The sequence below is a fragment of the Desulfofustis glycolicus DSM 9705 genome, from assembly GCF_900130015.1.
In the GTDB taxonomy this organism is placed as follows: domain Bacteria; phylum Desulfobacterota; class Desulfobulbia; order Desulfobulbales; family Desulfocapsaceae; genus Desulfofustis; species Desulfofustis glycolicus.
The window spans coordinates 15471-41452 of record NZ_FQXS01000008.1 but is presented as its reverse complement, the minus strand read 5'-3'; the positions used below and the strand labels follow the sequence as shown (position 1 = coordinate 41452).

The 25982-nt window shown below is 59.7% G+C and carries 19 protein-coding genes; 3 read left to right on the top strand and 16 right to left on the bottom strand.

Features of this window, described 5'->3' with window-relative positions; translation table 11 throughout:
• Positions 1 to 161: 161 nt before the first annotated feature.
• Positions 162 to 659: a thiol peroxidase gene (gene tpx, locus BUC26_RS08255; protein WP_073375087.1), complete on the top strand. Its 498-nt coding sequence runs from the start codon at positions 162 to 164 to the stop codon at positions 657 to 659.
• On the opposite strand, the gene meaB is transcribed toward tpx, so the two are convergent.
• The 16 genes from meaB to bamA all read right to left on the bottom strand — a co-directional run bounded on the left by meaB (position 650) and on the right by bamA (position 23155).
• A complete protein-coding gene (gene meaB / locus BUC26_RS08250) occupies positions 650 to 1627 on the bottom strand; it encodes a methylmalonyl Co-A mutase-associated GTPase MeaB (RefSeq protein WP_073375085.1) in 978 nt (325 codons plus the stop codon). The two genes, tpx and meaB, sit on opposite strands and share 10 nt — an antisense overlap.
• A gap of 52 nt (positions 1628 to 1679) precedes the next feature.
• A complete protein-coding gene (gene scpA, locus BUC26_RS08245) occupies positions 1680 to 3827 on the bottom strand; it encodes a methylmalonyl-CoA mutase (protein WP_073375083.1) in 2148 nt (715 codons plus the stop codon).
• A 53-nt stretch (positions 3828 to 3880) separates the two neighbouring features.
• On the bottom strand, positions 3881 to 4285 hold the full coding sequence (gene mce, locus BUC26_RS08240) for a methylmalonyl-CoA epimerase (protein WP_073375082.1): 405 nt from the start codon (positions 4283 to 4285) through the stop codon (positions 3881 to 3883).
• Positions 4286 to 4295: 10 nt separating this feature from the next.
• A complete protein-coding gene (locus tag BUC26_RS08235; protein WP_073375080.1) occupies positions 4296 to 4952 on the bottom strand; it encodes a TetR/AcrR family transcriptional regulator in 657 nt (218 codons plus the stop codon).
• 55 nt (positions 4953 to 5007) lie between these two features.
• Positions 5008 to 6972, bottom strand: coding sequence for a pyruvate carboxylase subunit B (locus BUC26_RS08230; RefSeq protein WP_073375283.1), 1965 nt, complete (start codon positions 6970 to 6972; stop codon positions 5008 to 5010).
• A gap of 41 nt (positions 6973 to 7013) precedes the next feature.
• Positions 7014 to 7226 (bottom strand): hypothetical protein, encoded by a 213-nt coding sequence (locus tag BUC26_RS08225; RefSeq protein WP_073375079.1) that lies wholly within the window; start codon positions 7224 to 7226, stop codon positions 7014 to 7016.
• A gap of 62 nt (positions 7227 to 7288) precedes the next feature.
• Positions 7289 to 7570 (bottom strand): antibiotic biosynthesis monooxygenase family protein, encoded by a 282-nt coding sequence (locus tag BUC26_RS08220; protein ID WP_073375077.1) that lies wholly within the window; start codon positions 7568 to 7570, stop codon positions 7289 to 7291.
• Between the two features lie 25 nt (positions 7571 to 7595).
• Positions 7596 to 9146 (bottom strand): acyl-CoA carboxylase subunit beta, encoded by a 1551-nt coding sequence (locus tag BUC26_RS08215; protein WP_073375075.1) that lies wholly within the window; start codon positions 9144 to 9146, stop codon positions 7596 to 7598.
• Positions 9147 to 9718: 572 nt separating this feature from the next.
• Positions 9719 to 10600: a succinate--CoA ligase subunit alpha gene (gene sucD, locus BUC26_RS08205; RefSeq protein ID WP_073375072.1), complete on the bottom strand. Its 882-nt coding sequence runs from the start codon at positions 10598 to 10600 to the stop codon at positions 9719 to 9721.
• A 26-nt stretch (positions 10601 to 10626) separates the two neighbouring features.
• Positions 10627 to 11751 (bottom strand): glycerophosphodiester phosphodiesterase family protein, encoded by a 1125-nt coding sequence (locus tag BUC26_RS08200; protein WP_073375070.1) that lies wholly within the window; start codon positions 11749 to 11751, stop codon positions 10627 to 10629.
• Positions 11752 to 11764: 13 nt separating this feature from the next.
• A complete protein-coding gene (sucC, locus tag BUC26_RS08195) occupies positions 11765 to 12925 on the bottom strand; it encodes an ADP-forming succinate--CoA ligase subunit beta (RefSeq protein ID WP_073375068.1) in 1161 nt (386 codons plus the stop codon).
• A gap of 163 nt (positions 12926 to 13088) precedes the next feature.
• On the bottom strand, positions 13089 to 14987 hold the full coding sequence (locus BUC26_RS08190; RefSeq protein WP_073375066.1) for a propionyl-CoA synthetase: 1899 nt from the start codon (positions 14985 to 14987) through the stop codon (positions 13089 to 13091).
• Between the two features lie 504 nt (positions 14988 to 15491).
• Positions 15492 to 16010, bottom strand: coding sequence for a hypothetical protein (locus BUC26_RS08185; protein WP_073375064.1), 519 nt, complete (start codon positions 16008 to 16010; stop codon positions 15492 to 15494).
• A gap of 183 nt (positions 16011 to 16193) precedes the next feature.
• Positions 16194 to 16877 carry an HAD-IA family hydrolase gene (locus BUC26_RS08180; RefSeq protein ID WP_073375062.1) on the bottom strand — a complete coding sequence of 228 codons (684 nt, stop codon included), beginning with the start codon at positions 16875 to 16877 and terminating at the stop codon, positions 16194 to 16196.
• Positions 16849 to 20397, bottom strand: a complete 3549-nt coding sequence (gene mfd, locus BUC26_RS08175) for a transcription-repair coupling factor (RefSeq protein WP_073375061.1) — start codon at positions 20395 to 20397, stop codon at positions 16849 to 16851. The genes BUC26_RS08180 and mfd overlap by 29 nt, the downstream gene beginning before the upstream one ends.
• A 70-nt stretch (positions 20398 to 20467) precedes the next feature.
• Positions 20468 to 23155, bottom strand: coding sequence for an outer membrane protein assembly factor BamA (gene bamA, locus BUC26_RS08170; protein ID WP_073375059.1), 2688 nt, complete (start codon positions 23153 to 23155; stop codon positions 20468 to 20470).
• A 182-nt stretch (positions 23156 to 23337) separates the two neighbouring features.
• On the opposite strand from bamA, the gene BUC26_RS08165 reads away from it, so the two are divergent.
• Positions 23338 to 24138 carry a ComF family protein gene (locus BUC26_RS08165; RefSeq protein WP_084540562.1) on the top strand — a complete coding sequence of 267 codons (801 nt, stop codon included), beginning with the start codon at positions 23338 to 23340 and terminating at the stop codon, positions 24136 to 24138.
• A 504-nt stretch (positions 24139 to 24642) separates the two neighbouring features.
• Positions 24643 to 25965, top strand: coding sequence for a chromosomal replication initiator protein DnaA (gene dnaA, locus BUC26_RS08160; protein WP_073375056.1), 1323 nt, complete (start codon positions 24643 to 24645; stop codon positions 25963 to 25965).
• The last annotated feature ends 17 nt before the right edge of the window (positions 25966 to 25982 follow it).

Below are 25982 nucleotides of genomic sequence, written 5' to 3'. Positions count from 1 at the left end.
GACAGTTGGCTGCCGTGGGAAAATCGATTGTTCACACGGCGGCCGAATGAATACCGTTCAAACCGGTATTTACCACAACCCAATCCGATCTTCTAGCCGGGTGATCATGTCGTGGCGCTCCGGCGGGAGGATCAATCACAGCATATAGTGCGGAGGAACCTATGGCGACAATCAGTTTGCGGGGTGCTACCATCGAAACCGTCGGTACCCTGCCCGTTAACGATAGCAAGGCCCCAGCGTTTGCACTCGTCAAGACCGATCTTTCCGAGTGTCGGCTTGACGATTTTTCCGGCAAGACGGTGGTTCTCAATATCTTCCCAAGCATCGACACGCCGACCTGTGCCGCTTCGGTCCGCCGCTTCAACGAAGAAGCGGCCAAGCGGGATAATACCGTCGTGCTCTGTGTATCGGCGGATCTGCCGTTTGCCCATAAACGGTTTTGCGAGACGGAGGGGATCGACAATGTTGAGGCCGTCTCCACCTTCCGGTCCCCCGAATTCGGCAAGGATTACGGCGTGACCGTCGCCACCGGGCCGATCAGGGGGCTGCTGTCTCGCGCGGTGCTGGTGATCGACGGTTCCGGAAAAGTCGTCTATGGTGAGCAGGTTCCGGAAATCGGGCAGGAACCGGACTACGACGCAGCGCTGCGTCACCTGTAAATCTTTTGCAGCAGCATTGACGCGGCGGCGGCCGGAGACAGGGACTGCTTTTCCACGTCACGCAGCAGGTTTGGCAGATAGTCACGCACAGCCGGATGGTTGTAGAACCAGCTGCGCAGTCCTTCGCTCAGCAGGTGGTGCAGCCAGTCGACCGATTGGCGGGCGCGCCGCCTTGTAAGGTCGCCGCTGTCGGTCATGATCCGGCGATGTTTGGTGACGGTCTGCCAGATATCGAGCAGGCCTGATGCTTCCAGGGCGCTGCAGGTCAACACCGGCGGCGACCAGAGCGGGTTGTCCGGAGTCAGCAGGTGCAGGGCGGTTTCGTATTGCCGGCGGGCCAGTTCGGCGCGTTGGACGTTGTCGCCGTCGGCCTTGTTGATGACGATCGCATCGGCCACTTCGAGAATTCCTTTTTTGATGCCCTGCAATTCGTCGCCGGCCCCGGCGATCATCAACACGAGGAAAAAATCGACCATCGAGGCGACCGCCGTCTCTGATTGTCCGACACCGACCGTCTCGATAATGATCACATCGAAACCGGCGGCCTCGCAGACCAGCATCGACTCTCTGGTCTTGCGTGCTACGCCGCCGAGGGTACCGCCGGTCGGCGACGGCCGGATGAATGCCTTCTCGCTGGCCGCGAGCTGAATCATCCGGGTCTTGTCGCCGAGCACGGAACCGCCGCTACGTGAGCTGCTCGGATCGATGGCCAGCACGGCAACACGATGGCCAAGTTCGGTCAGCAGGGTACCGAAGCTGTCGATAAAGGTGCTCTTGCCGGCTCCGGGAACGCCGGTGATGCCGAGCCGGACACTGTTGCCGCTGTGGGGCAGCAGTCGCTCGATGATCGTCGCAGCCAGCTCCTGGTGAGCAGGCAGCGACGATTCGACCAGGGTGATGGTGCGCGACAGCATCAGCCGGTTGGCGTCGAGCACCCCCTGGATATAGTAGTCGGGATCCTTCTGCATAATAGTTGTTCCGCCCCGCCGTTGTTCCGCCCCGCCTTCAGGAGGTCTGGGGCTAGGCTGTCGGGCCCAGATGCTTTTCGATCAGATCGAGCGTTCGGTTCGCCGAATCGATGACCGAGGTGCCCGGACCAAACACCGCCTTGACGCCGCGCTCGTAGAGATAGTCGTAATCGACGGGCGGGATGATACCGCCGGCCACCACCAGGATATCCTCGCCGCCCTGTTTTTTCAACTCCTCGACCAGTGCCGGAACCAGGGTTTTGTGGCCGGCCGTCAGACTCGAGGCGCCGACCACATGGACGTCGTTCTCGATGGCCATCTTCGCCGCTTCCTGCGGTGTCTGGAAGAGCGGCCCGATATCGATGTCGAAGCCGAGATCGGCGTAGGCGCTGGCTATGACCTTGATACCGCGGTCGTGGCCGTCTTGGCCCATCTTGGTGACGAGCATGCGCGGTCGCCGGCCGTTGCCCTGTAAAAAGGCCTCGGTGCGGCCGCGCAGCTGGGCGAGGGTCTCCGATGTCGCTTGGAATTCCGACGCGTAGGCCCCGGAGATGCACCTGGTGGTGCTGACGAACCGGCCGAATACTTTTTCCATGGCATCAGATACCTCTCCTACGGTTGCCCGGGCACGAATGGCCGGCAGGGCGGCGGCCAGCAGGTTGCCGCCGTCTTCCGCCGCCTTGGTCAACTCGGCCAGGGCGCGATCGACGGCCGCCTGATCGCGGGTTCCCCGGATTCGGCGCAGTCGATCGACCTGCTCGTCGCGAACCGAGGCGGGTACCTCCCTGATCTCGAAATCGATCTTTTCGTCCTTCAGCTGGTACTTGTTGACGCCGACGATGACATCGAGCCCCTGGTCGATCCGCGCCTGCTTGCGGGCTGCCGATTCCTCAATGCGCATCTTCGGCATGCCCGATTCGATGGCCTTGGCCATGCCGCCGAGGGACTCGACTTCGTCGATGATCTTCTGGGCCTCGTTGATGATCGAATTGGTCAGCGATTCGACGTAATAGGAGCCGCCGAGCGGATCGATGACATGACAGATTTCCGATTCCTCTTGGATGATGATCTGCGTATTGCGGGCGATGCGCGCTGAAAAATCGGTGGGCAGTCCGATCGCTTCGTCGAACGAGTTGGTGTGCAGCGACTGCGTGCCCCCGAGCACCGAGGTGAGCGCCTCCAGCGTCGTGCGGATGATGTTGTTGTACGGGTCCTGCTGGGTCAGGCTCCAGCCCGAGGTCTGGCAGTGGGTTCGCAGGATCGAGGAGCGCGGATCTTTCGGCTCGAACTGCTGGAGCAACCGATGCCAGAGGAAGCGCGCCGCACGCAGCATCGCGATGTCCATGAAGAAGTTCATGCCGATGCCGAAGAAAAACGACAGGCGCGGCGCGAATTCGTCGATGTTCATACCGGCCCGCAGTGCGGTGCGCACGTACTCCAGGCCGTCGGCCATGGTAAAGGCGACCTGCAGCACGCTGTTGGCACCGGCCTCCATCATGTGGTAGCCGCTGATGCTGATAGTGTTGTAGCGCGGCATGTTTTTCGAACAGAAACCGATGATGTCGGCGACGATGCGCATCGACGGGCCGGGCGGGTAGATAAAGGTGTTGCGGGTCAGGTATTCCTTGAGGATGTCGTTCTGGATTGTGCCGGTCAATTTTTCGTGGGACACCCCCTGTTCTTCGGCGGCGACGATGTAACTGGCGAGGATCGGAATGACCGCGCCGTTCATGGTCATCGACACCGACATCTGGTCGAGCGGGATCTCGTCGAAGAGGATCTTCATGTCCTCGACCGAATCGATGGCCACGCCGGCCTTGCCGACATCACCGGTGACCCGTGGATGGTCTGAGTCGTAGCCGCGATGGGTGGCCAGATCGAAGGCTACCGATAACCCCTTTTGGCCGGCGGCCAGCGCCTTGCGGTAGAATTCATTGGACTCCCGGGCCGTGGAAAAACCGGCATATTGCCTGATGGTCCAGGGGCGGCCGGCGTACATTGTCGCCACCGGCCCGCGGACATAGGGGGGTAGGCCGGGCAGGCTGTTGACGTTGTCCAGCCCCTCGAGGTCTTCCGCCGTGTAGAGCGGCTTGATGGAGATGCCCTCGGGCGTTTGCCATTGAAGGGAGCTGAACGGTTTTCCCTTCATCAGCTTGGTGGCCAGGGCTTCCCATTTCTGATAATCCGGATGGTGTGGCATGGTTGACTCCTTCTCGACCAGGGGATGCAGACCCTTAAGGGTTGACTCAGTCGTTATGATCGTTCACACAACTCGACAAGGATGCCGCCGGTTGCCTTCGGGTGGATAAAGGCAATCCGAGCCCCGCCTGCGCCAGGCCGCGGCTGCTCGTCGATCATCTGGATGTTGCGCGCCTTGAGCTCGGCCAGGGCGTCGTCGATATCGGCGACCCGGAAGGCGATATGCTGAAAACCGGCACCTTTTTTTTCAATGAATTTGGCGACCGGCCCGTCGGGAGCCGTCGACTCGAGCAGTTCCACCTCGCTTTCGCCGACCGGAAAGAAAGCGGTCTTCACCTTTTGGCTGACTACTGTTTCCTCGCCGGCAAAATCGAGGCCGAGGATGTCCGACCAGAATGTCTTGCCGTCATCGATACTGCCCACGGCGACGCCCACGTGATCGATCTTGAGTATCTTCATCAGTCCCCTCTTAAGCTTTGGTTGTCAGCTGGGCCGGTTCGTGCGCCTGCTGGTGGTGATCGAGCTCCGGGTTGGTCATGCCGCGCCAGACCATTTCAAACATCGTATTGGCCTGCGCGGCCAGGCTCTCCTGTTGACCGCGCAGGATCCACATGAAGAAGCTGCGCTGGACAAATCCCATCAGAAAGTCGAGCAGGGTTCCGGCCCGGACATGCGGATTCAGGACGCCCTCTCTTTGGCCCTGGCGTAAAACGTCGATCATCAGCCCCATCATCCGCGGCTGGGCAAAGGTCTGGTCGGCCATCCAGGTGTTCATCGGCAGCGTCATGAAGACAATGCGGCCGAGTCCGACGTGTCGCTCGTAATAGTCGAGCTGCAGCCAGAAGACCTTGCGCAGCTTTTCCTTGAGATCCTCCAGCCCCTGCAGATGATCGACGATACGATCGGTGAGCTTGCCCATCCAGACGTCGACAAAGGCGAACACTAGTCGTTCTTTACTGCCGTAATGCTTGTAGATCGTAGTAAAGCTCACCTCGGCCCGATTGGCGATATCTCTGATGCTTGCCTTGTGGAAGTCCGAGTTGGAAAAAATCTCCAACACCGCCTTTTCCAGGCGTTGATGGACATCGGGATGGGCAAGTTCGTCTCTGCTGTGTCGGGCTTTCATCGATTCGTCCGGCCGCTTGGCCGTAAGTGCACCGTTTTTCGGAGGCTTGAGCTGTTCAGGCGATGACGCAGAGTACGGCCCCTTTAGTCACACTGTCACCGCTGCCGAAATCGATGGCCTTGATCGTCCCGTCGCACGGTGCCGGCAGGCCGTTTTCCATTTTCATCGCCTCGAGAACGACGACCACCTCGCCCTTGCTGACCGCGTCGCCGACTTTTTTGTCGTACCTGATGATCATCCCCGGCATCGGCGCGAGCAGCATGGTGCCGGCGGCTCCAGTAGCGCCATTGGCCGGCTCGGCCGGAGCCGCGACTGGAGCCGCCGTCGCGACTGGAGGAGCGGCTGATTGGGGACGCGGCTGCGGGGCGGCGACGATAATCGGGCCGCCGACCGGATCGACGGCGACACTGAAATAATCGTTGTCGATAAAGACATTGAAGGTCCGGGCCGAATCGCTCTTCGGAGGCGCGTCGGTCTTTTTCTCGACGAGCTCACCGGCCTTGGCCTTCTTGATCAATATGTCACGCCGGCGGACGTCTTCCATGGTGATCGGCTTGACTGCCACGGGCACCGGGGTGATACCGTATTTCCATTCAAGAAATTTCTTGCCGGTGACCGGGAACTGGGCATAGAGGATCAGGTCGTCGATATCCTTGGCCAGCGATCCGATCTCTTGCTTGGCTTTTTCCAATTCCGGCTCCAACACTTCGGCGGGCCGGCAGGTGACCGGCTCTTCGCCGCGGGGATAACCCTGCAAGGCCTTTTTTTGGACCTCCGGATCGATCGGCACGGCAGTTTTGCCATAGAGCCCGTAGCACAGGTCCTTGACCTGGCCGGTGATCATCTTGTAGCGTTCGTCCGGCGTGTCGTGCAGCACGTTGTTCACCGTCTGCACGCCGACGATCTGGCTCGTCGGCGTGACCAGCGGGATCTGGCCGAGATCGCGGCGGACCCGGGGCAGTTCCCGATAGACATCGCCGATCTTGTCCAGGGCATCCATCTCGCGCAGCTGGTTGACCAGGTTGGAGAGCATGCCGCCCGGCGTCTGGTGCAGCAAAACGTTGATATCGATGATCGATACCTTCGAGTCGTCGAGCAGGTGTTTGTATTTCGGCAGCACCTCTTTTTCCAGGATCTCGTTGATCGTCGCCAGCTTCTTGATATCGAAACCGGTATCGCGGTTGGTGCCGAGCAGGGTCATGACCAGCGGTTCGACGGCGGCATGCGAGGTCCGGTAGGCATATGGCGTCATGCAGGTGTCGATGATGTCGACACCTGCCTCGATGGCCTTGAGGTGGGTCATCGGCGACATGCCGGAGGTGAAATGGCTGTGCAGGTGGATCGGCGGGCTTACCGCTGCCTTGACGGCCTTGATCAACTCGTAGGCGTCGTACGGGGCGAGCAGGCCGGCCATGTCCTTGATGCAGATCGAGTCGGCGCCCATCGATTCGAGATCCTTGGCCTTGGCGACGTAGTAGTCGAGGTTGTAGACGTTACCGCCGAGGCGGGGTTCGGTCATCGTATAGCAGATGCAGCCCTGGAAATGTTTACCGCTTTTTTTGATCTGTTTGACCACCGTCTCGAAGTTGCGGTAGTCGTTGAGTGCGTCGAAGGTCCGGAAAATATCCATGCCATTTTCCGCGGTACGCTCGACAAAGGCGGTGGCCAGATCGTCGGCGTAGTTGCGGTAGCCGACCAGGTTCTGGGCCCGGAGCAGCATGGAAAACGGGGTCTTCTTCATGTATCGTTTCAGAGTGCGCAACCGCTCCCACGGGTCTTCATTGAGAAAGCGGTGCATCGTGTCAAATGTCGCGCCGCCCCAGGTCTCGACCGCCCAGAAGCCCACCTCGTCCATCAATTCGGCGACCGGGATCATGTCCTCGGTCCGGCCGCGGGTGGCAAAGAGGGACTGGTGCCCGTCGCGGAGCGTCAGGTCCATGATCTTGACCGGATTTTCGGCCGGCGGTCGGTCACTGTCGTAGTTCATCGGGGTTATCTGCACGTGGTCGTGGTCACTCATCGTTTCATTCTCCTTCATGGCCTGGTTTCCTGCTCTGGACTCTAGCGGAAGCTGGTAAAGGTCCGCATCTGTATCAGCCTGCGCATGGTCATCATCTCTTGGCGCCCACTATGGCTCCAGAAGCTCTGCTGCACCGGCGGTGTGGGTGGCGTTTCCGGCGGCGCAAGTCGGGCAGCGGCCTCGCTCTCCTCCATGTGCAGGTAGGCATTGACGGCGGCCAGCGCCGCCGCGATCTTCTTTTCTTTTTCCGCCATCACTTCTCCTTGTGCACGGTTTGCACCCATCCTGCGGATCAGCAGGAAGATGGCGCCGTCTCTTATTCGTAGACCGCGTATTCCGTAGGCGTGTCGAGCAGATCGTCGATTTCATTCTGGATCGCGATACGCTTGTTGTTGCTGAGCCATTCCTGCCAGTCTTCGGCGGAACGCCAGGTGCTGATAACCAGGCATTCGCCGGGCCTGTCCACCCGTTTCAGGGTCTGGCCGGAAATGTAGCCCGGCTGCATCAGGGTGACGCTGCGCAGGCGTTTGAGCAGAACGGTGAGTTCGGCAATTTTGCTGTCGGTAACGTTACGCTTGATAAAGATCTTGACGGTCATGGTGAAACCCCCTTGGTCACTGGCGTTATAATGGAATGTTGCCGTGCTTCTTCATCGGGTTGGTGTCCCGTTTCTGCTGAACGAGCGTCAGCGCCCGGACGATCCGGGAGCGGGTGGCCGACGGCTCGATGATGTCGTCGATGTAACCGCGCTGTGCGGCGACATAAGGGTTGGCCACTGCGTCCTGGTATTCCGCTTCTTTTCCCTGGAGGAATTTTCCCGGGTCATCCTGGGCTTTGGCCTGTTTGCCGTAAAGGACTTCGACTGCGCCTTTGGCGCCCATGACGGCGATTTCAGCCGTCGGCCAGGCATAGTTGATATCGCCGCGCAGATGCTTGGACGACATCACGCAATAGGCTCCGCCGTAGGCCTTGCGGGTGATAATGGTGACTTTCGGGATGGTCGCTTCGGCATAGGCATAAAGGATTTTTGCGCCGTTGCGGATAACGCCGCCGTATTCCTGGGCGGTACCGGGCAAAAAGCCGGGAACATCGACGAAGGTGACCACCGGAATATTGAAACAGTCGCAGAAGCGGACGAAGCGGGCGCCTTTGATGGAAGAGTCGATGTCAAGTACGCCGGAGTAATGGGCCGGCTGATTGGCGACGATGCCGACGCTCATCCCGTTGTAGCGGGCGAAGCCGACAATGATATTGGGAGCGAAGGTCTCCTTGATTTCAAAGAAGTCGCCGTGGTCGACGGTCTGCAGAATGACCTGCTTCATGTCGTAGGCGGCGTTGGGGTTCTCCGGGATGATCTGGTTCAGCTCTGCAGACGGGCGATCGGCCGGGTCGGAGCAGGGCAGTGTTGCCGGGGGTTCCATGTTGTTCTGGGGCAGGAAGGATACCAGCTTGCGAATATAGGCGATGGCGTCTGCTCCCGACGTGGCGGCGTAATCGGAGACGCCGCTGCGCGAGGCGTGCATGTCGGCGCCGCCGAGTTCCTCGACGGTGACGTCTTCGTGGGTTACCGATTTGACGACCTTTGGCCCGGTCAGAAACATATAGGAATTGTTCTTTACCATGACCACGAAGTCGGTCAGGGCAGGCGAATAGACGGCGCCACCGGCGCACGGTCCGAAAATCGCGGAGATCTGCGGTACTACGCCGGATGCCATGACGTTGCGCAGAAAGATGTCTGTGTAGCCGGCCAGGCTCTCGATGCCTTCCTGGATTCGCGCTCCGCCCGAATCGTTGAGGCCGATCACCGGCGCCCCGTTCTTCATGGCCAGGTCCATGATCTTGCAGATCTTCTCGGCAAAAGTCTCGGACAGCGAGCCGCCGAGAACGGTGAAATCCTGGGCAAAGACATACACAATCCGGCCGTCAATGGTGCCGTGGCCGGTGACCACGCCGTCGCCGAGGATTTTCTGCTTTTGCATGCCGAAATCAGAGCAGCGGTGGGTCTTGAACATGTCGAACTCTTCGAACGAACCCTCGTCGAGTAAGAGCTCGACCCGTTCCCTGGCGGTCAGTCTGCCGAGAGAATGCAGTTTGTCGATACGTTTCTGTCCGCCGCCGAGCAGTGCTTCGGCCCTGAGCTTTTTCAGGTGTTCCAGTCGTTCGATGGTGTTCATGCGTGCTCCTTGCTGCAAAATCGTGAGAGGTCGGGCGCCAGGTGCCGCTGCCGGGGATAGAGCCGGACCGGATAGCTGACGGAAGGCTGAGGGTCGGTCGGGATGGACGGCGGGTGCTGTAAAAACGGATGTGGATCGGGAAAAAGAAAAGCGTTATGGCCGTTCGGCTGGTGTATCATCGTGCTCTTTCGTGCAAGACCTGCCGACATAAGCTACTCGAGTGGTAATGATGATAACAATGTTGCATTTTCTGTTTTAGGTGAAACCGGGGGGATTGTCAAGAGAAAATAATGGGGTCTGGTTGCTTTTTCCGTTCGTTGTCAATGCGCCAAAATGGTGCGGGACAAGGTGCATTGTTTGCGGATGAAGCAGCCGGGAAACCAGTCGGCCAGGTGCTGTATCGTCGATGGAGCGGAGGTTGCGCGGCATCGTTCGGCAGTCGGAGGCGGAAAAAAAACGGAACGTTGTTCTTGAACCGGGCGCCACCACCGGTCGCAGGACAGAGCGATACGCTGGTCGGTGGTGGCGTGCTGCGGGGAGACCGGCCGGAAGGGGTTTCTCCGTGGCGTCGATCAGCTGTGCTTGGCGTAGACGTCGGCGCAGAGGCTGCCGAGCGTGCCGAGATCCCGGCAGACGGTGATGCCGGCTGCCTCCATGGCCTCGATCTTCGCCTCTGCGGTGCCGGAACCACCGCTGACGATGGCGCCGGCGTGTCCCATCCTGCGGCCGGGCGGGGCGGTCAGCCCGGCAATGAAGCCGATGACCGGCTTGCTCATGTGGGCGGCGACCCAGGCGGACGCTTCTTCTTCGGTGCTGCCGCCAATTTCGCCGACCATGACGACCGCCTTGGTCTCAGGGTCGGCCTCGAAGGCCTGCAGACAGTCTATAAAACCGGTGCCGTTGACCGGATCGCCACCGATGCCGACGCAGGTGGTCTGGCCGAGCTGCTGCCCGGTCAGTTGGTGGACCACTTCGTAGGTCAGGGTGCCCGAGCGGGAAACGACGCCGAAGGGGCCCCCGGCCCGATGGATAACGCCGGGCATGATGCCGATTTTGCAGGCACCGGGGGTAATGATGCCCGGGCAGTTCGGGCCGATCAGTCGGGTCGGTTTGCCGGCAAGATAGTTTTTCACCGTGAGCATGTCCATCACCGGAATTCCTTCGGTGATGCAGACGATAAGGCCGATACCGGCATCTATCGCCTCGCAGATGGCGTCGGCGGCAAACGGCGGCGGCACGAAGATCAGCGAAGTGTCGGCGTTGACGGCCTGGCGGGCCTCGGCGACTGAATCGAAGACCGGCACGTCGTCCATTTTCTGACCGCCCTTACCTGGTGTGACTCCGCCGACGACGTTGGTCCCGTAGGCAATGCACTGCCTGGTGTGAAATTGACCTTCCTGGCCGGTGATTCCCTGAACGATGACGCGGGTCTGGTGATTGACGAATATAGCCATGGCAATTGTCTTCTGGTGGTAGTGGTTTAGTGAAACGGGAGCGGCTCGGCAGAACGGGCGGCTCCAGCTTTGTTGAATTCGAGGTTCTCGATGATCTGTTCGACAGTTTTGGCCGACTGCTTCTGCTGAACCGATTGTGGCGGCTGTACGTCGAGGAGCCGGGCAACAGCATCATAGTTTCCGGTTGCCAGGCCGGCGAACGTACCGTCGGCGAGCAGCCGGTCAAGTTGCACCTTCATCTCGTCCGGTGACGATTGTCCGGGGGGCAGCAGCGGATCCGCCGGTGAAACGATCAGGGGGATGCCGAGCAGCCGGGCGTCGTCGATGAAATCGAGCAGCGCGGCTTGGCGGTCATCGACCAGCAGGGCTGGCGCCAGACCGATCACGTCGACATGGTCGGAGATTGACCTGAGACCGGAGTTGGTGAACAGCCAGTCATAGTTATAAGGAAGCCAGACGCCTCGTTCCAGGCGCATGGCCTGGCCGCTGTCGTTTCCGTCGATGAGTTGCATGATATCGATGTGCGGGGCCTCCCGGGACAGGTGCTGGTCGTACAGGCGGCGTAGTTCGTCGGCATCGTGGGCGGCGAGATGGGTCCGGGGAGCAGTGCTGCCGCGATCCGGCCGTTTTGCCATCAGCAGCTCAACGACAGCGCCGCCAAGATCCAGATCTGCTGCCCGGTGCAACCAGAGTTTGCGCAATTCGATAACGATACCGATGCTTCGTTGCTGCTCTTTTTCCAGCAGGGTGATCAGGTCGAGGGTCTCGGCGAGAGTGGCGATCCGGCAACCGGGGAGCCCGTCTGCTGCAACGCCGCCGGGATGGAGTATCGTCAACCGGCGCAGTTCGGCAAGGCTCAGGTCGGGAACGGCAAGGGGCTTTTGGGTGCCGATTCGTTCGGCGAACAACCGGTCGGCGTCGCTGTTCCCGGTTAGCACCGGATCGGCGACGACCACTACGGTGCCGTCGCTACTCATACTGACGGCGAAGCTGAGCGTGTCGGCGCCCCGTTCGCTGGTCACTGCCAGAGAAACCGGGCAGCTGGCCGGCCAGGCCGGCCCGGCTGCGGAGGCGATCAGCCAGGGGCTGCCTGTTTGGGCAGTGGCGGCCGGGCACCAGCAGAACAGTAGTAAAATGAGCAACCGGGACATGGGCGGCGGCTGATTAGCGGCCGGCGATCGCCGCGACCTTGCCGGCTGCGTCCGACAGATCGACGGCATTGATCAAATCCAGTCCGGATTGCGCGAGAATTCGGCGGCCCTCTTCAACGTTGGTGCCTTCCATCCGTACCACGACCGGAACGTTCAGACCAACAGCGCCGGCGGCCTGAACCACGCCCTGAGCAAGGACGTCGCAGCGCAGGATGCCGCCGAAAATATTGATAAGGATCCCTTTGACATGGGGGTCGCTGAGGATGATGCGAAAGCCGTTTTCGACTTTTTCGGCGGTGGCGCCGCCGCCGACATCGAGAAAATTGGCCGGTTCGGCACCGGCCTGCTTGATCAGGTCCATGGTGGCCATGGCGAGACCGGCACCGTTGACCATGTTGCCGATGGAGCCGTCGAGTTTGATGTAATTGAGATCAAACTGGGCAGCTTCCAACTCCTGGGGGTCTTCTTCGAGCGGGTCGCGCATCGCCGCTATCTCCGGGTGGCGAAATAGGCTGTTGGAGTCGATATCCATCTTGGCGTCGAGCGCCAGCAACTGGTCGTCACCGGTGATGATCAGCGGGTTGATCTCGACCAGCGAGCAGTCGCAGCCGACAAACAGCCGATAGAGGTTGCCGAGCAGCGCCCCCAATTGTTTGGCGATGGTTCCTGTCAGGCCGAGCGCCGAGGCAACCTGTTTGGCATGGTAGCCCTTGATGCCGATAAGCGGATTGATGCCCACCTTGACGATGCGCTCCGGCGTTCGGGCCGCGACCTCTTCGATATCCATACCGCCGTCGGGACTGGCGATAATGGTGATTGTTGCGTCGTCACGATTGACGATCAGACTGAGGTATAATTCCTGCTTGATCGTTACGCCCCGTTCGACGAGCACCTTGTGGACGCGTTTGCCGGTACTGCCGGTCTGCTGGGTTACCAATTCCATGCCGATGATGGCCTGGGCCGCAGCACGCGCTTCGGTCTCGGTCTTGGCCAGGCGGACGCCGCCGCCTTTGCCGCGGCCGCCGGCATGGACCTGGGCCTTGACGGCGACCGGCAAGCCGAGCGAAGCAACGGCGGCCGTAACGCCGTCCGGGCTATCACAGACCATGCCGTCGGGGACGACGACGCCATGGTTTCTGAATAACTCTTTGGCCTGATATTCGTGAATTTTCATGGTGTTTGTCTCGATGCTCCTCTGGTCATGCTGGTGTTAAGGACGGCAATCGCCGTCGACTTGTTGATCAGTGACGCTTTTAGCAACGGCAGAGGCAAAAGTCAACAGGTCGCTGCCGCAAATCCGGCCGCCACTGTCATGTCGACCTCCCCCGGCAGAGAGATCAATTGGCGCGGCGATGGCCCATATCTTTAAGAGTCTCGGTTATCTCGTCGAGGATGGCAGGGTCATCGATGGTCGATGGTGTCCGGTATTGTTTGCCGGCGGCGATCGAGCGCATGGTACCGCGCAGGATCTTGCCGGAACGGGTTTTGGGGAGCCGGGCAACGGCGGACGATTCGCGGAAACAGGCGATCGGACCGATTTTGTCGCGCACCATCTTCACCAGTTCAGCCTTGATTTCTTCGACATCGCGGTCTACCCCGGCCTTCAGCACGAACAGGCCGACCGGGACCTGGCCCTTGAGGGCATCTTCAGTGCCGATCACCGCACACTCGGCGATGTCGGGATGGGTGGCGATGATTTCTTCCATGGCCCCGGTGGACAAACGATGCCCGGCGATGTTGATGACGTCGTCCATCCGGCCCATGACGTAAATGTAGCCGTCTTCGTCGATGTAGCCGCCGTCGCTCGTTTCATAGTAACCGGGGAAGGTGTTCATGTAAGACTCGACGAAGCGCTGATCGTTGCGCCACAGCGTAACCAGGGTGCCGGGCGGCAGGGGCAGTTTGACGACGATATTGCCTTCGACGTTGGGACCGACCTCTTTACCTTCGAAATCGACGATGCGGACATCGTAGCCGGGGGCTGCTTTGGTCGGTGAGCCGGGTTTGATCGGCAGCTCTTCGATACCGCGGCAGTTGGCGGCAATCGCCCAGCCCGTTTCGGTCTGCCACCAATGGTCGATGACCGGAACCTGGAGTAGTTTGGCGGCCCAGAAATAGGTGTCCGGGTCGAGCCGTTCGCCGGCCAGGTAAAGAGCTTCGAAGCAGGAGAGATCGTATTTGCCGATGAAGGTGCCGTTCGGGTCTTCTTTTTTGATTGCCCGAAAAGCGGTCGGCGCAGTGAACAGCGATTTGACCCGGTGTTGCGAGATGACGCGCCAGAAGGCACCGGCGTCCGGGGTGCCGATCGGTTTGCCCTCGTACATGATGGTGGTGGCGCCTTTGAGCAACGGGCCGTAGACGATGTAGGAGTGGCCGACCACCCAACCGACGTCGGACGCTGACCAGAAGACGTCGCCGGCGTCGATATTGTAGATCGCTTTCATGGTCCAGTTCAGCGCCACGGCGTGGCCGCCGTTGTCGCGCAGGACGCCTTTGGGCATGCCGGTGGTGCCCGAGGTGTAGAGGATGTAGAGCGGATCGGTGGCATCGAGAGGAACGCAGTCTGCGGCCGGTGCGTCGGCGACGATCTGATTCCAGTCCAGATCCCGTCCGTCCTGCAGGTCGGCATGAACAAAGGGGCGCTGATAGACGATGCAATGCTCGAATTTGTGCTCGGCAATGGTCGCCGCCTCATCGACGATTGGTTTGTAGGCCAGCGTTTTCTTACCTTCGATGGCGCCGGAGGCGGTGATCAGGACTTTGGGTTGGGCGTGGTTGATCCGGATGGCCAGCTCATTGGCGGCAAAGCCGCCGAAAACGACCGAGTGGATGGCGCCGATGCGGGCGCAGGCGAGCATCGCGTAAGCGGCTTCCGGGATCATCGGCATATAGATGATGACCGTATCGCCTTTGGTTACCCCGATTTTCTGCAGGGCTCCGGCCAGGCGAGCGACGTGGTCCTGCAATTGGCGATAGGTGATGGTGGCGATGGTGTCGGTGACCGGGCTGTCATAGATAATGGCCACCTGGTCGCCACGTCCGCCGGCGACATGGCGATCGACGGCATTGTAGCAGGTATTCATCAGTCCGCCGGAGAACCAGCGGTAGAAGGGCGGGTTGGATGCATCGAGTACGGTGTTCCAGGTTTGATACCAGTCAAGCTCTGCCGCGGCTGTTGCCCAGAAGGCCTCGGGGTTTTGTACGCTTTCAGCAAACACTTTGTCGTAATCGGCCATATTCCCACCTCTTGTGGTTGGTTGATAAAGTGATGATTTACGCTTGTTACATTCCTGTTTCCGCCTCCCATGTAAAGGATAATTGTTTCTCCAACAATGACGTATAATAAATATTTACGGATACTTCAAGTATCTTTCTTTGGTCGGCAAGAGCGGAAAAATGGCAAAAAAATGCTTGTAATACAAGGGCGATAGGGAAATAAAAGAACAATGTTCTGCAGTAAAATTCGATGGTCAACATAAAAAAAATTGATTTTCATCGGCGCTTGTCTGCGGCGATGCGGACGCTGTGACCCGGTCGGGTGTGTGGTGGTGGTTCGCTGGCGCGTTATCGTCTGGCTTTTCGCCTCGACGAGTCGGAAAAACGAGCTGGTGACGCATCGCTGCTGTGTTGGTCAGCAGCGCTGTCGCGGTACCTCGGGCCGGTGGAGTGAGACAGTGTGTGCGATGTCCCGGGTATCGGCCAGCGCTGCCGTGGTTCGGTGAAGATGGCGGCGACAGCTGTCAGTTGTTGGCGGGACCTGCCGGGCAGGAGAGTAGTACTGCCTGGATGTCGACGGGAGTGGTAAAGTTCGCTTCGCGTCCACTGAGATGGTTGACGCCGAAATCGACCAGGGGCCCACCCTTATTCCAGTCGGAGAACCCGAATTTCCAACCGGCCCAACCCGTGGCAAACGGGTAGGGGGTTTGTGGCCCATAGGCACGAAACGTCACTGTTTCCGGGGACAGGGCGCTTTGACGGCTCATGCCGAGCAGAACGAAATCGCCGCCGTGACCGGCAGCAAACTGCTCAATAGACTGGCGTGTCTGATCGGCGGCGAGCGTCGGTGGAACGGTGATGAGCAGATGCGCAAAAACGGTGCAATTGTCCGGGACGCGCTGTTTCTCGAAGGTGATCCGGGCCCTGTCGGTGGCCGGCAGGGTATGGGCTAGTTCGTCGGGATTGCGCGAGGCGCAGGAGGTCAGACCGAGAAAGCAAAGGAGCACAGCGGCACGAAGAAGTGACGATTGCAAACGAGTCATGAAACACCGGATGGGTTGAATGGCGGCACGTGCTGACGGCCGGACGGGTGGTGCCTGCGACTTTGCCGGGGTGGTGCTGTCGTGCCGGTAACAGCGTGATTATTGATACCGTATTCGTCCGGTCAAGGCAAACCATTTTCCCGTCTTCGTGGCGGCGGCCGACGGACGGATTTCCGGTCACCGTCAGCGCATCAATTCATTGAAGGTGGTGATGGAGAGAAAATCGGCGCTGTGCCGGACCGGGGAGCGGGAACTCGGCTTGGCGACGAACACCAGGTGCTCGATGCCATGCTGCCGGGCGGCCTGCAGGACGCTTGCGGTATCGTCGGCGAGCAGGGTCTGTGAGCGGTGGAAACCGAGGGTCTCCTGGAGGCGCTGCCAAAAGGATGGGTTTTCCTTGGGCAGTCCGATTTCTCCGGCACAGACGATGCGGTCGAAACGCGGGCCGAGCTCGGTCTTGGCCAGTTTGATCTGCAGGGTCTTGTCGTGGGCCGCGGTGACCAGGCAGGTCGTTTTTTCGTGCTGTTTGAGAAAATCGAGAAAGTCGATTACGTACGGGTGGACGGCGACCAGGTGGTCGATGCTGCGCTTGAGTGCCGGTATATCGAGATCCAACTGCTCCGACCAGAAATCGAGATCGGTCCACTGCAGCGTGCTCTCGACCGCGCGGTAGCGTTGCAGGAGAGTGTTGCGGGACTGTTCGTGATCCATGCCATGTTTTTCGGCAAAGACCTGCGGGACGTAATGTTCCCAGAAATAATCGTCGAAATACTTGTCGAGCAGGGTGCCGTCCATATCGAGGAGCACCGTGTCGATCATGGGCCAGTCGACGACCGGATCAACAGTGGGCCGGCTGCGTGTTGTCATGGGTGAGTTGGTCCAGGTCATGGATGATCCGGTCAATGGTTGTCTGCAGGCAGGCATCGTCGCTTGTCGGCAGCTCGACGATGAGCCGGCCGTCGGGCAGCAGTCTGGTTCGTCGCCGGTGTTCCTGGACATAGGCAAACAGCTGCTCGGTCGGCACCGGCGTGTCGGCGAGGAAGCCGAAGACCAGAGTGTTGTTGCCGCGTTCGAGCTTGTTGACCCGCAACGGCAGCAGCCGCTTCTTCACGGCAACCAGGCGAAACAGGTTGCGTACCTCATCGGGCGGCCGGCCGTAGCGATCATCGAGCTCTTCGAGCAATTCTTCCGGCGTCGGGTGATCGTGGTTGAGCAGGGAGGCGATGCGCCGATACATCAAGTAGCGCTGGCTGATATCGGGCAGATACGCCTCGGGAATATAGGCCGAGATGTTCAGGTTGATCTCCGGGTCGAGGTCGTCGATGGACGGCGGCGCTTCCCCTCGGTCCTGCCGGGCCTTGAGTTCGGCGACGGTCTTTTGCAACAGGTCAAGGTAGAGATCGTAACCGATGGCGGCAATATGACCACTTTGGGAAACGCCGAGCAGGTTGCCGCCGCCGCGGATCTGCAGATCGGACATGGCCAGTTTGAAACCGCCGCCGAGTTCGTTGTACTCCATCAACGCGCGCAGCCGCTCCCGCGAGTCCTTGGACAGGTGGTCGAGCGACGGGACGAGCAGGTAGGCGAACGATTGCGTTGCCGAGCGGCCGACCCGGCCGCGCAGCTGGTAGATTTCGGCCAGCCCGAGACGATCGGCGCGGTTGATGATAATGGTATTGGCGGACGGAATGTCGAGTCCGGATTCGATGATGGTGGTGCTGATCAGCACATCGATCCGGTGGTTGACGAAGGCCACCATGATATCTTCCAACTCTTTGCCGGGCATCTGACCGTGGGCAACGGCAATGCGGGCCTCGGGTACGAGTTTCTGGACCGTTGCCGCCATGCGGTGAATAGATTTGACCCGGTTGTGGACGATGAAGACCTGGCCGCCGCGCAGCAGTTCCCGGCTGACCGCCTCTTTGATGACCAGATCGTCGTAGCGGGCGACAAAGGTCTTGATCGGTCGGCGGTGTTCCGGCGGCGTGGAGATCACCGACAGGTCGCGAATGCCGAGCAGGGACAATTGCAGGGTGCGCGGAATCGGTGTGGCGGTTAGCGTCAACACATCGACTTCCGCCTTGATTTTTTTAATCTTTTCCTTGTGGGCCACGCCGAAACGATGTTCTTCGTCGATAATGAGCAGACCGAGATTGGCAAACCGGACGTCCTTGGAGAGCAGGCGATGGGTACCGATGACGATATCGACGCTGCCGCCCGCCAGGTCACTCAGGATCTGCCGCTGCTGCAGGCGCGAACGGAAGCGGTTGAGGCACTCGATGCGGACCGGGAATTCCTTGAGTCGTTCGCTAAAGGTTTTCGCATGCTGCTCGGCCAGCACCGTCGTCGGCACCAGGATTGCCGCCTGGTAGCCGTCTTCGACCACCTTGAAGGCGGCCCGGATGGCGACTTCGGTCTTGCCGTAGCCGACGTCGCCGCAAATCAGGCGATCCATCGGTTTATCCGAGGTCAGATCATCGATGGTCTCGTTGATGGCTCGATATTGACCGGGCGTCTCGTCGAAGGCAAAGGATTCTTCCAGTTCCTGGTAGAAACTGCCGGGCGGCGAAAAAGAGCGCCCGCTGCGCATTGCCCTGGCGGCATAAATGTCGAGCAGTTCCTGGGCGACCTTCCAGACTTCCTCGGAAACCTTATTCTTGGTCGATTTCCAGGATTGGGCACCGAGTTTGTCGATTTTCGGCGACTTGTCCGACAATCCTTCGTAGCGGCTGACCAGCCCGAGTCGGTCGACCGGCAGGTAGAGCTTGTCGCCGTCACGATACTCGATGAGCATGAAATCGTTGGTGATGCCTTGCAGGGCCATGGTCACCAGGCCGCGATAGATGCCGAGCCCGTGCTCGCGGTGGACGACGATGTCTCCTTCCTGCAGTTCCGTGAAATTGAGCGCTTCGCCGGCGGCTCGACTGCGCCGTTTCTTGCCGCCGAGACGCATTTCACCGAACAACTCGCTTTCCGATAACAGGTGACAGCGCTGTTCCGGTAGACTGAAGCCCATGTTCAGCGGGCTGTCGCAGAGGTAGAGGGGCGGCTCCGGGTCTGCGGCCGGAGCCAGGGCGGCAAGGTCGAGCGGCGCCGGCAGCGGCTGGAGGGTGAAGGAAAAGCGCGACAGCATCTCGGCCAGGGTCTTTTGCCTTAGCTGGGACCGGCAGCAGACGACCACCTGCTCTCCGGCTTCCTGCCAGTTGCGGATCTGGTCGGCAAGGGGGGCAAGCAGGCCGTGGGTTTTCCGGTGCCGGGAGATCTCCTGCTTGAGCAGTTGGTGGCCGGTCGTGGTGATCGGCAAAACCGCCTGGTCGGCGCCGCTGAAGTCGGTGATGGCAAAGTGCTGAAAACCATGCACCTGTCCGGCCAGATCAGCTGCCGAGACGAACAGCTCGCCCGGCGGCAGGGCCGGTTGAGCGTTGCGGCGGGCGTCGTCGTAATTGGCGGCGATCCGTTCTTCAACCAGCCGTGCCTGTCGGGCCAGTGTCTCCGGCTCGAGCATGATCAGGGTGGTATCGTCGGGCAGATAATCGAGCACCGTTGCCGGTCGGTGACCGCTACAAAACAACGGCAGGAAATTCTCGATGCCGGCAAAGCGCAGCCCGGCCTGCAATCGATCGGTGATCTCCTTGGTCTGCTCGGCGGCCCAGCCGAGATCTTCACTGCGCTGGCGCAGGGTCGTCAGCAGCGGTTGCAGCCGGCCCGGGGCTTCGGCTTCAAGCAGGATATCACTGACCGGCAGGATGACTGCTTCGTCGATTGTGCCGGAAGAGCGTTGGTTGATGGGGTTGAACTGCCTGATCGACTCGATGGTGTCGCCGAAGAAATCGAGACGGAGCGGACCGTCCTGTATCTCGTTGCCCGCCAGCAGAAACGGGGGCGGAAAGATATCGACGACGCCGCCGCGGACCGAAAAGTCGCCGTAGCCGCGCACCAGCGAGGTATGCTCGTAGCCCATGGCGATCAGGCCGGCGCGCAGGGTCGGCAGATCGAAGGATTCCCCGGTCATCAGCAATTCGGCGCGCTGCTGCAGAGAACCTTTCGGCAGGACGCGGCGGAGCAGTGCCTCGATAGAGACGACCAGGATGAACGAAGACTCGCTTTCGAGGCTGCGGTACAATGTCGAGAGCCGGGCCGCGGTGGTCTGCTGGTCCGGTGACAGCGGGGTATATGGAGGGATCTCATACCCGGGAAAGGGCAGGATCGGCCGATCGGTGAACAGCGCCAGGTCCTGTTCAAAGGCGGCGACCTGCTGCTCGTCGGGCAGGATGCAGCACAACGGTTGCGCGGCCGACCGGGTGGCACTGAACCAGGCCGGGCTGGAACCGCGCAGTCCGGTTACCAGAGTCGTGCCGTCGGTTATGAAATGATCTGTTTGAGCCATGGAAAAAAAGTGCCGACTGCACGAACCGTGCAGTCGGCGAATTCAGGCGGGAACGACGCGGCGGGCCTGATCAGAACTGCCCTCCGATGCTGAAATCCCAGACGGTTTCCGGTTCGTCGTTTTTCGGATCGAGGTTGTAGCCCCAGACCAGGCGGAACGGTCCGAGCGGGGAGAGCCAGCGGAATTCGACACCGGTCGCCTTGGCGACCTCGTTGGTGGTCCAGTCTTCGTCTTCGGCAATCGAATCGCCGATGTCGAAGAAGACGACGCCATAAACGCCCTGCTCCTTGAAAACGGGGATAACGAGCTCGGTGTTGACGTACCACATACGGTCACCACCGATTCGGTCGCCGGTTTCCGGGTCGATCGGGCTGACCTTGCCGTACTTGTAGCCGCGGATGGTGTTGATGCCGCCGAGATAAAAGCGCTCATAGACCGGCAGCTTGTCGGTCTCGTTCTCCCAGACCTGGCCGACCGAGCCGAGGATGTGGAAGATGGTCCCGAACGGCGCCGGAACATACCAACTTGATTCCAACTCGACCGCGGTGAACTGCGCGTCGCCGGCCAACGGCCCGCCGGCATACTGGACACCGATGGAATTCCGGGACCCCTCGGTGGCGCCGAACAGCCGGTCGCGGGTATCACGGACGAAGGCGACGCGGACGGCGCTGGTAACCGGAACGTTTTGCGACTCTCTGATGATATAGGAGGCATCCTCGCTGACATCGGTCAGTGTTGAATCCGAGTAGCTGTAACTCTCGTACATCCGCCATTTGCCCCAGAACGGATGGCCGAAACGGAGCGCTCCGCCGATCGATTCCTTTGTGTAGTCATCGTACTCGCGTTCCCAGTCGAACAGGTCGATACCCATGGAAATCTCGGTATCGTTGAGCCGCGGGTTGGTCCAGCTCAGGTTGTAGCGGCTGCTACTGCCGCCGATATTGGCACTGAGCGCCAGTCGATGGCCGAGACCAAGCAAGTTGTTCTCGGAGATTTCACCCATGACGATGACATCGTCAACCGATGAGTAGCCGGCTCCGATACTGAACTGGCCGGTGCTTTTCTCGGTGACGTCGACGACGACGTTCATCTTGTCCGGCTCCAGGGTCGGTTCCGGATTGACGTTGATTTCTTCGAAAAAGTCGAGTCGCTGCAGCTTTTGACTGGTTGCCCGCAGTTCTTTGGCGTTGAATACCCCGCCCTCGATAACCTGGATGTCACGACGAATGACGTTGTCGCGGGTGCGGCTGTTGCCCTTAATGATAATGCGGTTGATGTAGACTAGATCACCGCGATAGATGTTAAGGGTGATGTCGACCCGGCCGCCGCCGGCGGATTTATTGATGTCCGGCCGGACCTCGGCAAAAGCGTAGCCGAATTCCGAATAGTAGTCGGTGATCTTGATGATATCGTCGCGCAGGGTCTTGCGGCTCAGGAATTCCTCATCCCGGATGGACAGCAGTTCGAGTAGGGTCTGTTCGTCGGTGATCAGATCACCGGCGATATCGACGGTGCCGACTTTAAAGCGCGGCCCCTCCTCGATGACGAAGGTGACGTGCAGCCATTTGCCTTCCTGGTTGACGACCGGTTCTCCGACCCGGGCCTCGAGAAAGCCGTTGTTATGGTAAAAGGCGACGATGCGTGCCGTATCCTGGTTGAGGATGTCACGGTTGAGCAGGCCGGAATCGGTCAGCCAGGAGAACCAGCCCTTGGTTGTCGTCTCCAGCACATCTTCGAGATCGTCATCGTCAAAGCTGTCGTTGCCCTGGAATGTGATTTCTTTGATGAAGATCTTCTCCCCTTCGTCGACGACGAACTTGACGGCTGCGGTCGTCGGTGTCGGGTAGGTGATGTCGGCGGTGACCTCGGTGTTGTAGAAACCTTTCGTCCGGTACAGCGCTTTGATCGCTTCGGCGGTAGCGTTGACGGCGGTCGGGTTGAGGATCGAGTTCTCCTTGATCGTCAGGACTTCCTGAAGATCTTTTTCCTCCAGTTCGGCAAGACCGGAGAAGGTGATGGAACTGACGGTCGGTTTCTCGACGACCCGAAAGATTACCTGTTTGCCCTGCTGGCCATCGGTGACGTCGATCTGGACATCATCAAAAAAGCCCATGGCGTAGATCGATTTGAGATCTTCCCGCAGGGCTGCCGGGTCGTACGGGTCGCCCGCGGTGCTGCTGATTTTTCGCAAGATGGCGCCGGAATCGATTATTTTGTTACCTTCCGGGGCGATTGAGGCGATAAAGCGGGAGCGTTCGGTGTAGGCTACCACCTGGCCGACGACATCGGTGATGACGGATGAGAGATCGGTGACCGACGGGGCCTCTTGAAAGAAATAGCGAGGATTTTCCGGGTTGAGCAGATCGAAGACCTTGATGTCGATACTGATCCGGTTGCCGATGACCGTCGCCGTTCCGGCGGCGACATTGACGAAGCCGGTCTGTTTGGCGACGGCTTCGAGCACCTCGGCGGCAGGTGGCCACCGGCGATAATCGACGAGTTGCTCTGCCTGGCTGCGATCGACCATTTGCAAACCGTTGGCGGCGAGCGCCGCGGCCAATTCGTCGTCGAGGCGGGCGGCAAACCCTTCGTCCACCTGCGGGGCGACGATGTGTAGCGGCAGAAAAGCCGTATTCTGCTCGGCGGCATTTCCGGGAAGGTGAAACAGAACGGCAATTACGAACAGGAGTGCGACGGGGAAAAACCGGACCCGGCGAGCGCGAGCCGGTCGGGTCGACGTGTTCCTTGAGATGAACATGGGATATCCTTTACGCAAGAGACGTCTGGCTGCCAAAAGGGGCAGTTTGTTAATAAAAAACAAAAGGTTGTACGGGCATTCCGGAGAAATCAGGTGAAAATTCTGTCCATTATGCCATGTTTGCAGCAAAATGCAAAGCGGACATCACCCTTCTTTCAGGTATTAGCGATGAGTTCACGGTTATGACGGTTTCACCACGTCCTCTTCCCTGGCGCAGCTTGGTCGGCGGTGTGTTGGCGCTTCTCTTCCCGCCGCGCTGTCATGCCTGTCGAATCGCCCGGCCGTCTCATCCCGACCGCCAGCTCTGTCCCCATTGTCTGGACCGGGTCATGTCGTACTCCGGTCCGTACTGCCGCTGCTGTGGTCGGTCGCTGGCGACTGGCCCGGGTCTCGCCGAACGGCTGTGCGGAGATTGTCTGCGGACGCCGCCCCCGTTCGACAGCGCCCGTTCCCCGCTTTGCTACGGACCGCCGGTCAGCACTCTGCTGCACCGGCTGAAATTTCATGGTGACACGGCCGCCGCCCGGGTGCTGGCCGGACTCGGCTCTTCGGAACCGCTCAGCTGCGATCTGATCATTCCGGTGCCGCTCCATCGATCCCGGCTCCAGTCCAGGGGGCTCAATCAATCGCTCGTTCTAGCCCGCCGTTTTTTTCCGGCAGAACGCGATAAAATCGTGGTCGACCTGCTGGTTCGGCAAAAAAAGACGATTCCCCAGACCGGCCTCGATGGCAACCAGCGGCGCCGGAATCTCAAGGGGGCGTTTGCTGTCGCCCGCCCCGGGGCGGTTCTGGGGCGCACCGTACTGGTTGTCGACGACGTCTTCACCACCGGCACGACCCTTGCTGAATGCTCAAGAACACTGAAGGCGGCAGGCGCGGCGCAAGTGCATGTCTGGACGGTGGCCCGGGTGGACGAGGTGAGCCGCTCGGTACGGCCGGACGATGTGCCGACCGGAAAAACTGCAGGTGAGCGAACAGAGTAAAACTCCGACGGTATTGGGGCTACTTAGACTGGAAGTAGAGAAAATATGATTAATATTTAGATATTTCCATTTATTTATTGTTACGTCGAGTTTAATTAATATCTTTCATTGTTGATAACTTTCTCATTCGGGAACTAAAATGTTAGGATACCGTTGAAAACAACCAGTGTCCTGAAAGCCCGAGCAAACAAGCAGAAAAACGAATTGCCCAGACCGAAGCCTTTGCCTCAGCGCCTTGCGGAGGATTGCTGATAACGCGCCAACCTGATAGAAAAATCTCCACAGATCGTCTTTGACCAAAGCGGGAAAATGAAGTTTATCACGAAGCATACATGCTGTCCGCCCGACCATCTTTCGGGAGAGAAGATGATCCGAGGGCGCCCTTTCTTGAGTATTTGCATTTTGTAAGGTTTCAATGAGCCTGCCAGAGGTGTCGGACCGGTCCGTGTTCGGCAGGACGGGTCCATACGGCTCATATTCAACCAAATTCGAGCTTATGATAAAATGAAAGTCTGGGATCGAGCGAAAGAGAGATTACAGGACATTCTTTCCGACAACGTCTATACGTTGTGGATCGAACCGGTGAAGATGCAGGAACGGGACGGCACCTGCCTCAGTCTCGCCTGCCCGGATCGCTATTTCGGCGCCTATGTCACGCAAAACTATCTTGAGCTGATCAGCAAGGTGGTTACCGAGGTCGATGGTTCCATCGAGACGGTGCGGATCAACGGTTCCTGCCTGGCGCCGGCCCAGCGCCAGGAACCGCTGCAATTGCGGCTGCCGTCTCTGCCGGAGGGCTCCTCATCGGTGCGGGCGCTTCATCCGCGCTACACCTTCGACGATTTCATGGTCGGCGAAAGCAACATGCTGGCGCAGTCCGCCTGCCGTTCCATTTCGCGGCTGGAAGACACCATCGGACCATGCCTCTATATCAATAGTACCACCGGACTTGGCAAGACCCACTTGACCCATGCCATTGCCCACCAGATCCTCGGCGCCTCGCCGCTGGCCCGGCTGCAGTATCTGACGGCCCAGCAATTTGCCGCGGAAATGGTGCACAATATCAAGTCCAACGCGATGGACGTCTTCAAGCGCAAATATCACGACCACTGCGATATCCTGCTGGTCGAGGACGTCCAGAGCCTGACCGGCAAGAAAAAGACACAGCAGGAACTCAACGAAGTTCTTGATACACTGATCAAATCGGGAAAACGCGTGGTGATGACAGCCGACAAACCGCCGCGCGATCTGATCGGCATCGACGACGATTTCCGTTCACGGATGTCGTCGGGGCTCATCACCTGCATCCAGAAACCCGATCTCGACACCCGTTATCGCATCATCCGGCGCAAGGCGCAGCAGCAGAAAATCGAGCTGGCCGAGCCCCACGTCGATTATCTTGCCCAACACGTAAAAGGAGATGTAAGGCGAATCGAATCCGCGATAATCGCTATCAGTGCCCGGGCGGCTTTGCAGCATGGTCAGGTCGACGATCGCCTGATCGAAGACGTCGTCCGTTTCCTGATTGGCAACCCGCGCTCCCTGTCGACACAGGCGATCTGCGAGTTGGTCGGTCGGCAGTTCAAGGTTAGCCCGAACGATCTGCAGTCACGGTCGCGCAAAAAAAGCATTGCCTTTCCGCGCCAGGTGGCGATGTTTCTGAGCCGCAAGCACACCGAAGAAACCCTGGCCGATATCGGCAAGGTCTTCAACCGTGATCACTCCACGGTGATGCACGCCATCAAGGTGGTTTCCGGGCTGAGTCGGCGGGACAACTCGGTCTCCGCGCAGCTCGATCTGCTGAGCAACAAGGTTCGCCAGCTCTAGCCTGTCGAGCCGCGATC

What these genes read in the sequence shown, in the direction of transcription:
- BUC26_RS08220 (WP_073375077.1), bottom strand. Translation starts at nt 7,570, where the DNA reads ATGACCGTCAAGATCTTTATCAAGCGTAACGTTACCGACAGCAAAATT.
- BUC26_RS08225 (WP_073375079.1), bottom strand. Translation starts at nt 7,226, where the DNA reads ATGGCGGAAAAAGAAAAGAAGATCGCGGCGGCGCTGGCCGCCGTCAAT.
- BUC26_RS08230 (WP_073375283.1), bottom strand. Translation starts at nt 6,972, where the DNA reads ATGAGTGACCACGACCACGTGCAGATAACCCCGATGAACTACGACAGT.
- BUC26_RS08180 (WP_073375062.1), bottom strand. Translation starts at nt 16,877, where the DNA reads ATGACAACACGCAGCCGGCCCACTGTTGATCCGGTCGTCGACTGGCCC.
- BUC26_RS08200 (WP_073375070.1), bottom strand. Translation starts at nt 11,751, where the DNA reads ATGTCCCGGTTGCTCATTTTACTACTGTTCTGCTGGTGCCCGGCCGCC.
- bamA (WP_073375059.1), bottom strand. Translation starts at nt 23,155, where the DNA reads ATGTTCATCTCAAGGAACACGTCGACCCGACCGGCTCGCGCTCGCCGG.
- meaB (WP_073375085.1), bottom strand. Translation starts at nt 1,627, where the DNA reads ATGCAGAAGGATCCCGACTACTATATCCAGGGGGTGCTCGACGCCAAC.
- scpA (WP_073375083.1), bottom strand. Translation starts at nt 3,827, where the DNA reads ATGCCACACCATCCGGATTATCAGAAATGGGAAGCCCTGGCCACCAAG.
- BUC26_RS08165 (WP_084540562.1), top strand. Translation starts at nt 23,338, where the DNA reads ATGACGGTTTCACCACGTCCTCTTCCCTGGCGCAGCTTGGTCGGCGGT.
- tpx (WP_073375087.1), top strand. Translation starts at nt 162, where the DNA reads ATGGCGACAATCAGTTTGCGGGGTGCTACCATCGAAACCGTCGGTACC.
- BUC26_RS08235 (WP_073375080.1), bottom strand. Translation starts at nt 4,952, where the DNA reads ATGAAAGCCCGACACAGCAGAGACGAACTTGCCCATCCCGATGTCCAT.
- BUC26_RS08190 (WP_073375066.1), bottom strand. Translation starts at nt 14,987, where the DNA reads ATGGCCGATTACGACAAAGTGTTTGCTGAAAGCGTACAAAACCCCGAG.
- mce (WP_073375082.1), bottom strand. Translation starts at nt 4,285, where the DNA reads ATGAAGATACTCAAGATCGATCACGTGGGCGTCGCCGTGGGCAGTATC.
- BUC26_RS08215 (WP_073375075.1), bottom strand. Translation starts at nt 9,146, where the DNA reads ATGAACACCATCGAACGACTGGAACACCTGAAAAAGCTCAGGGCCGAA.
- sucD (WP_073375072.1), bottom strand. Translation starts at nt 10,600, where the DNA reads ATGGCTATATTCGTCAATCACCAGACCCGCGTCATCGTTCAGGGAATC.
- dnaA (WP_073375056.1), top strand. Translation starts at nt 24,643, where the DNA reads ATGAAAGTCTGGGATCGAGCGAAAGAGAGATTACAGGACATTCTTTCC.
- sucC (WP_073375068.1), bottom strand. Translation starts at nt 12,925, where the DNA reads ATGAAAATTCACGAATATCAGGCCAAAGAGTTATTCAGAAACCATGGC.
- BUC26_RS08185 (WP_073375064.1), bottom strand. Translation starts at nt 16,010, where the DNA reads ATGACTCGTTTGCAATCGTCACTTCTTCGTGCCGCTGTGCTCCTTTGC.
- mfd (WP_073375061.1), bottom strand. Translation starts at nt 20,397, where the DNA reads ATGGCTCAAACAGATCATTTCATAACCGACGGCACGACTCTGGTAACC.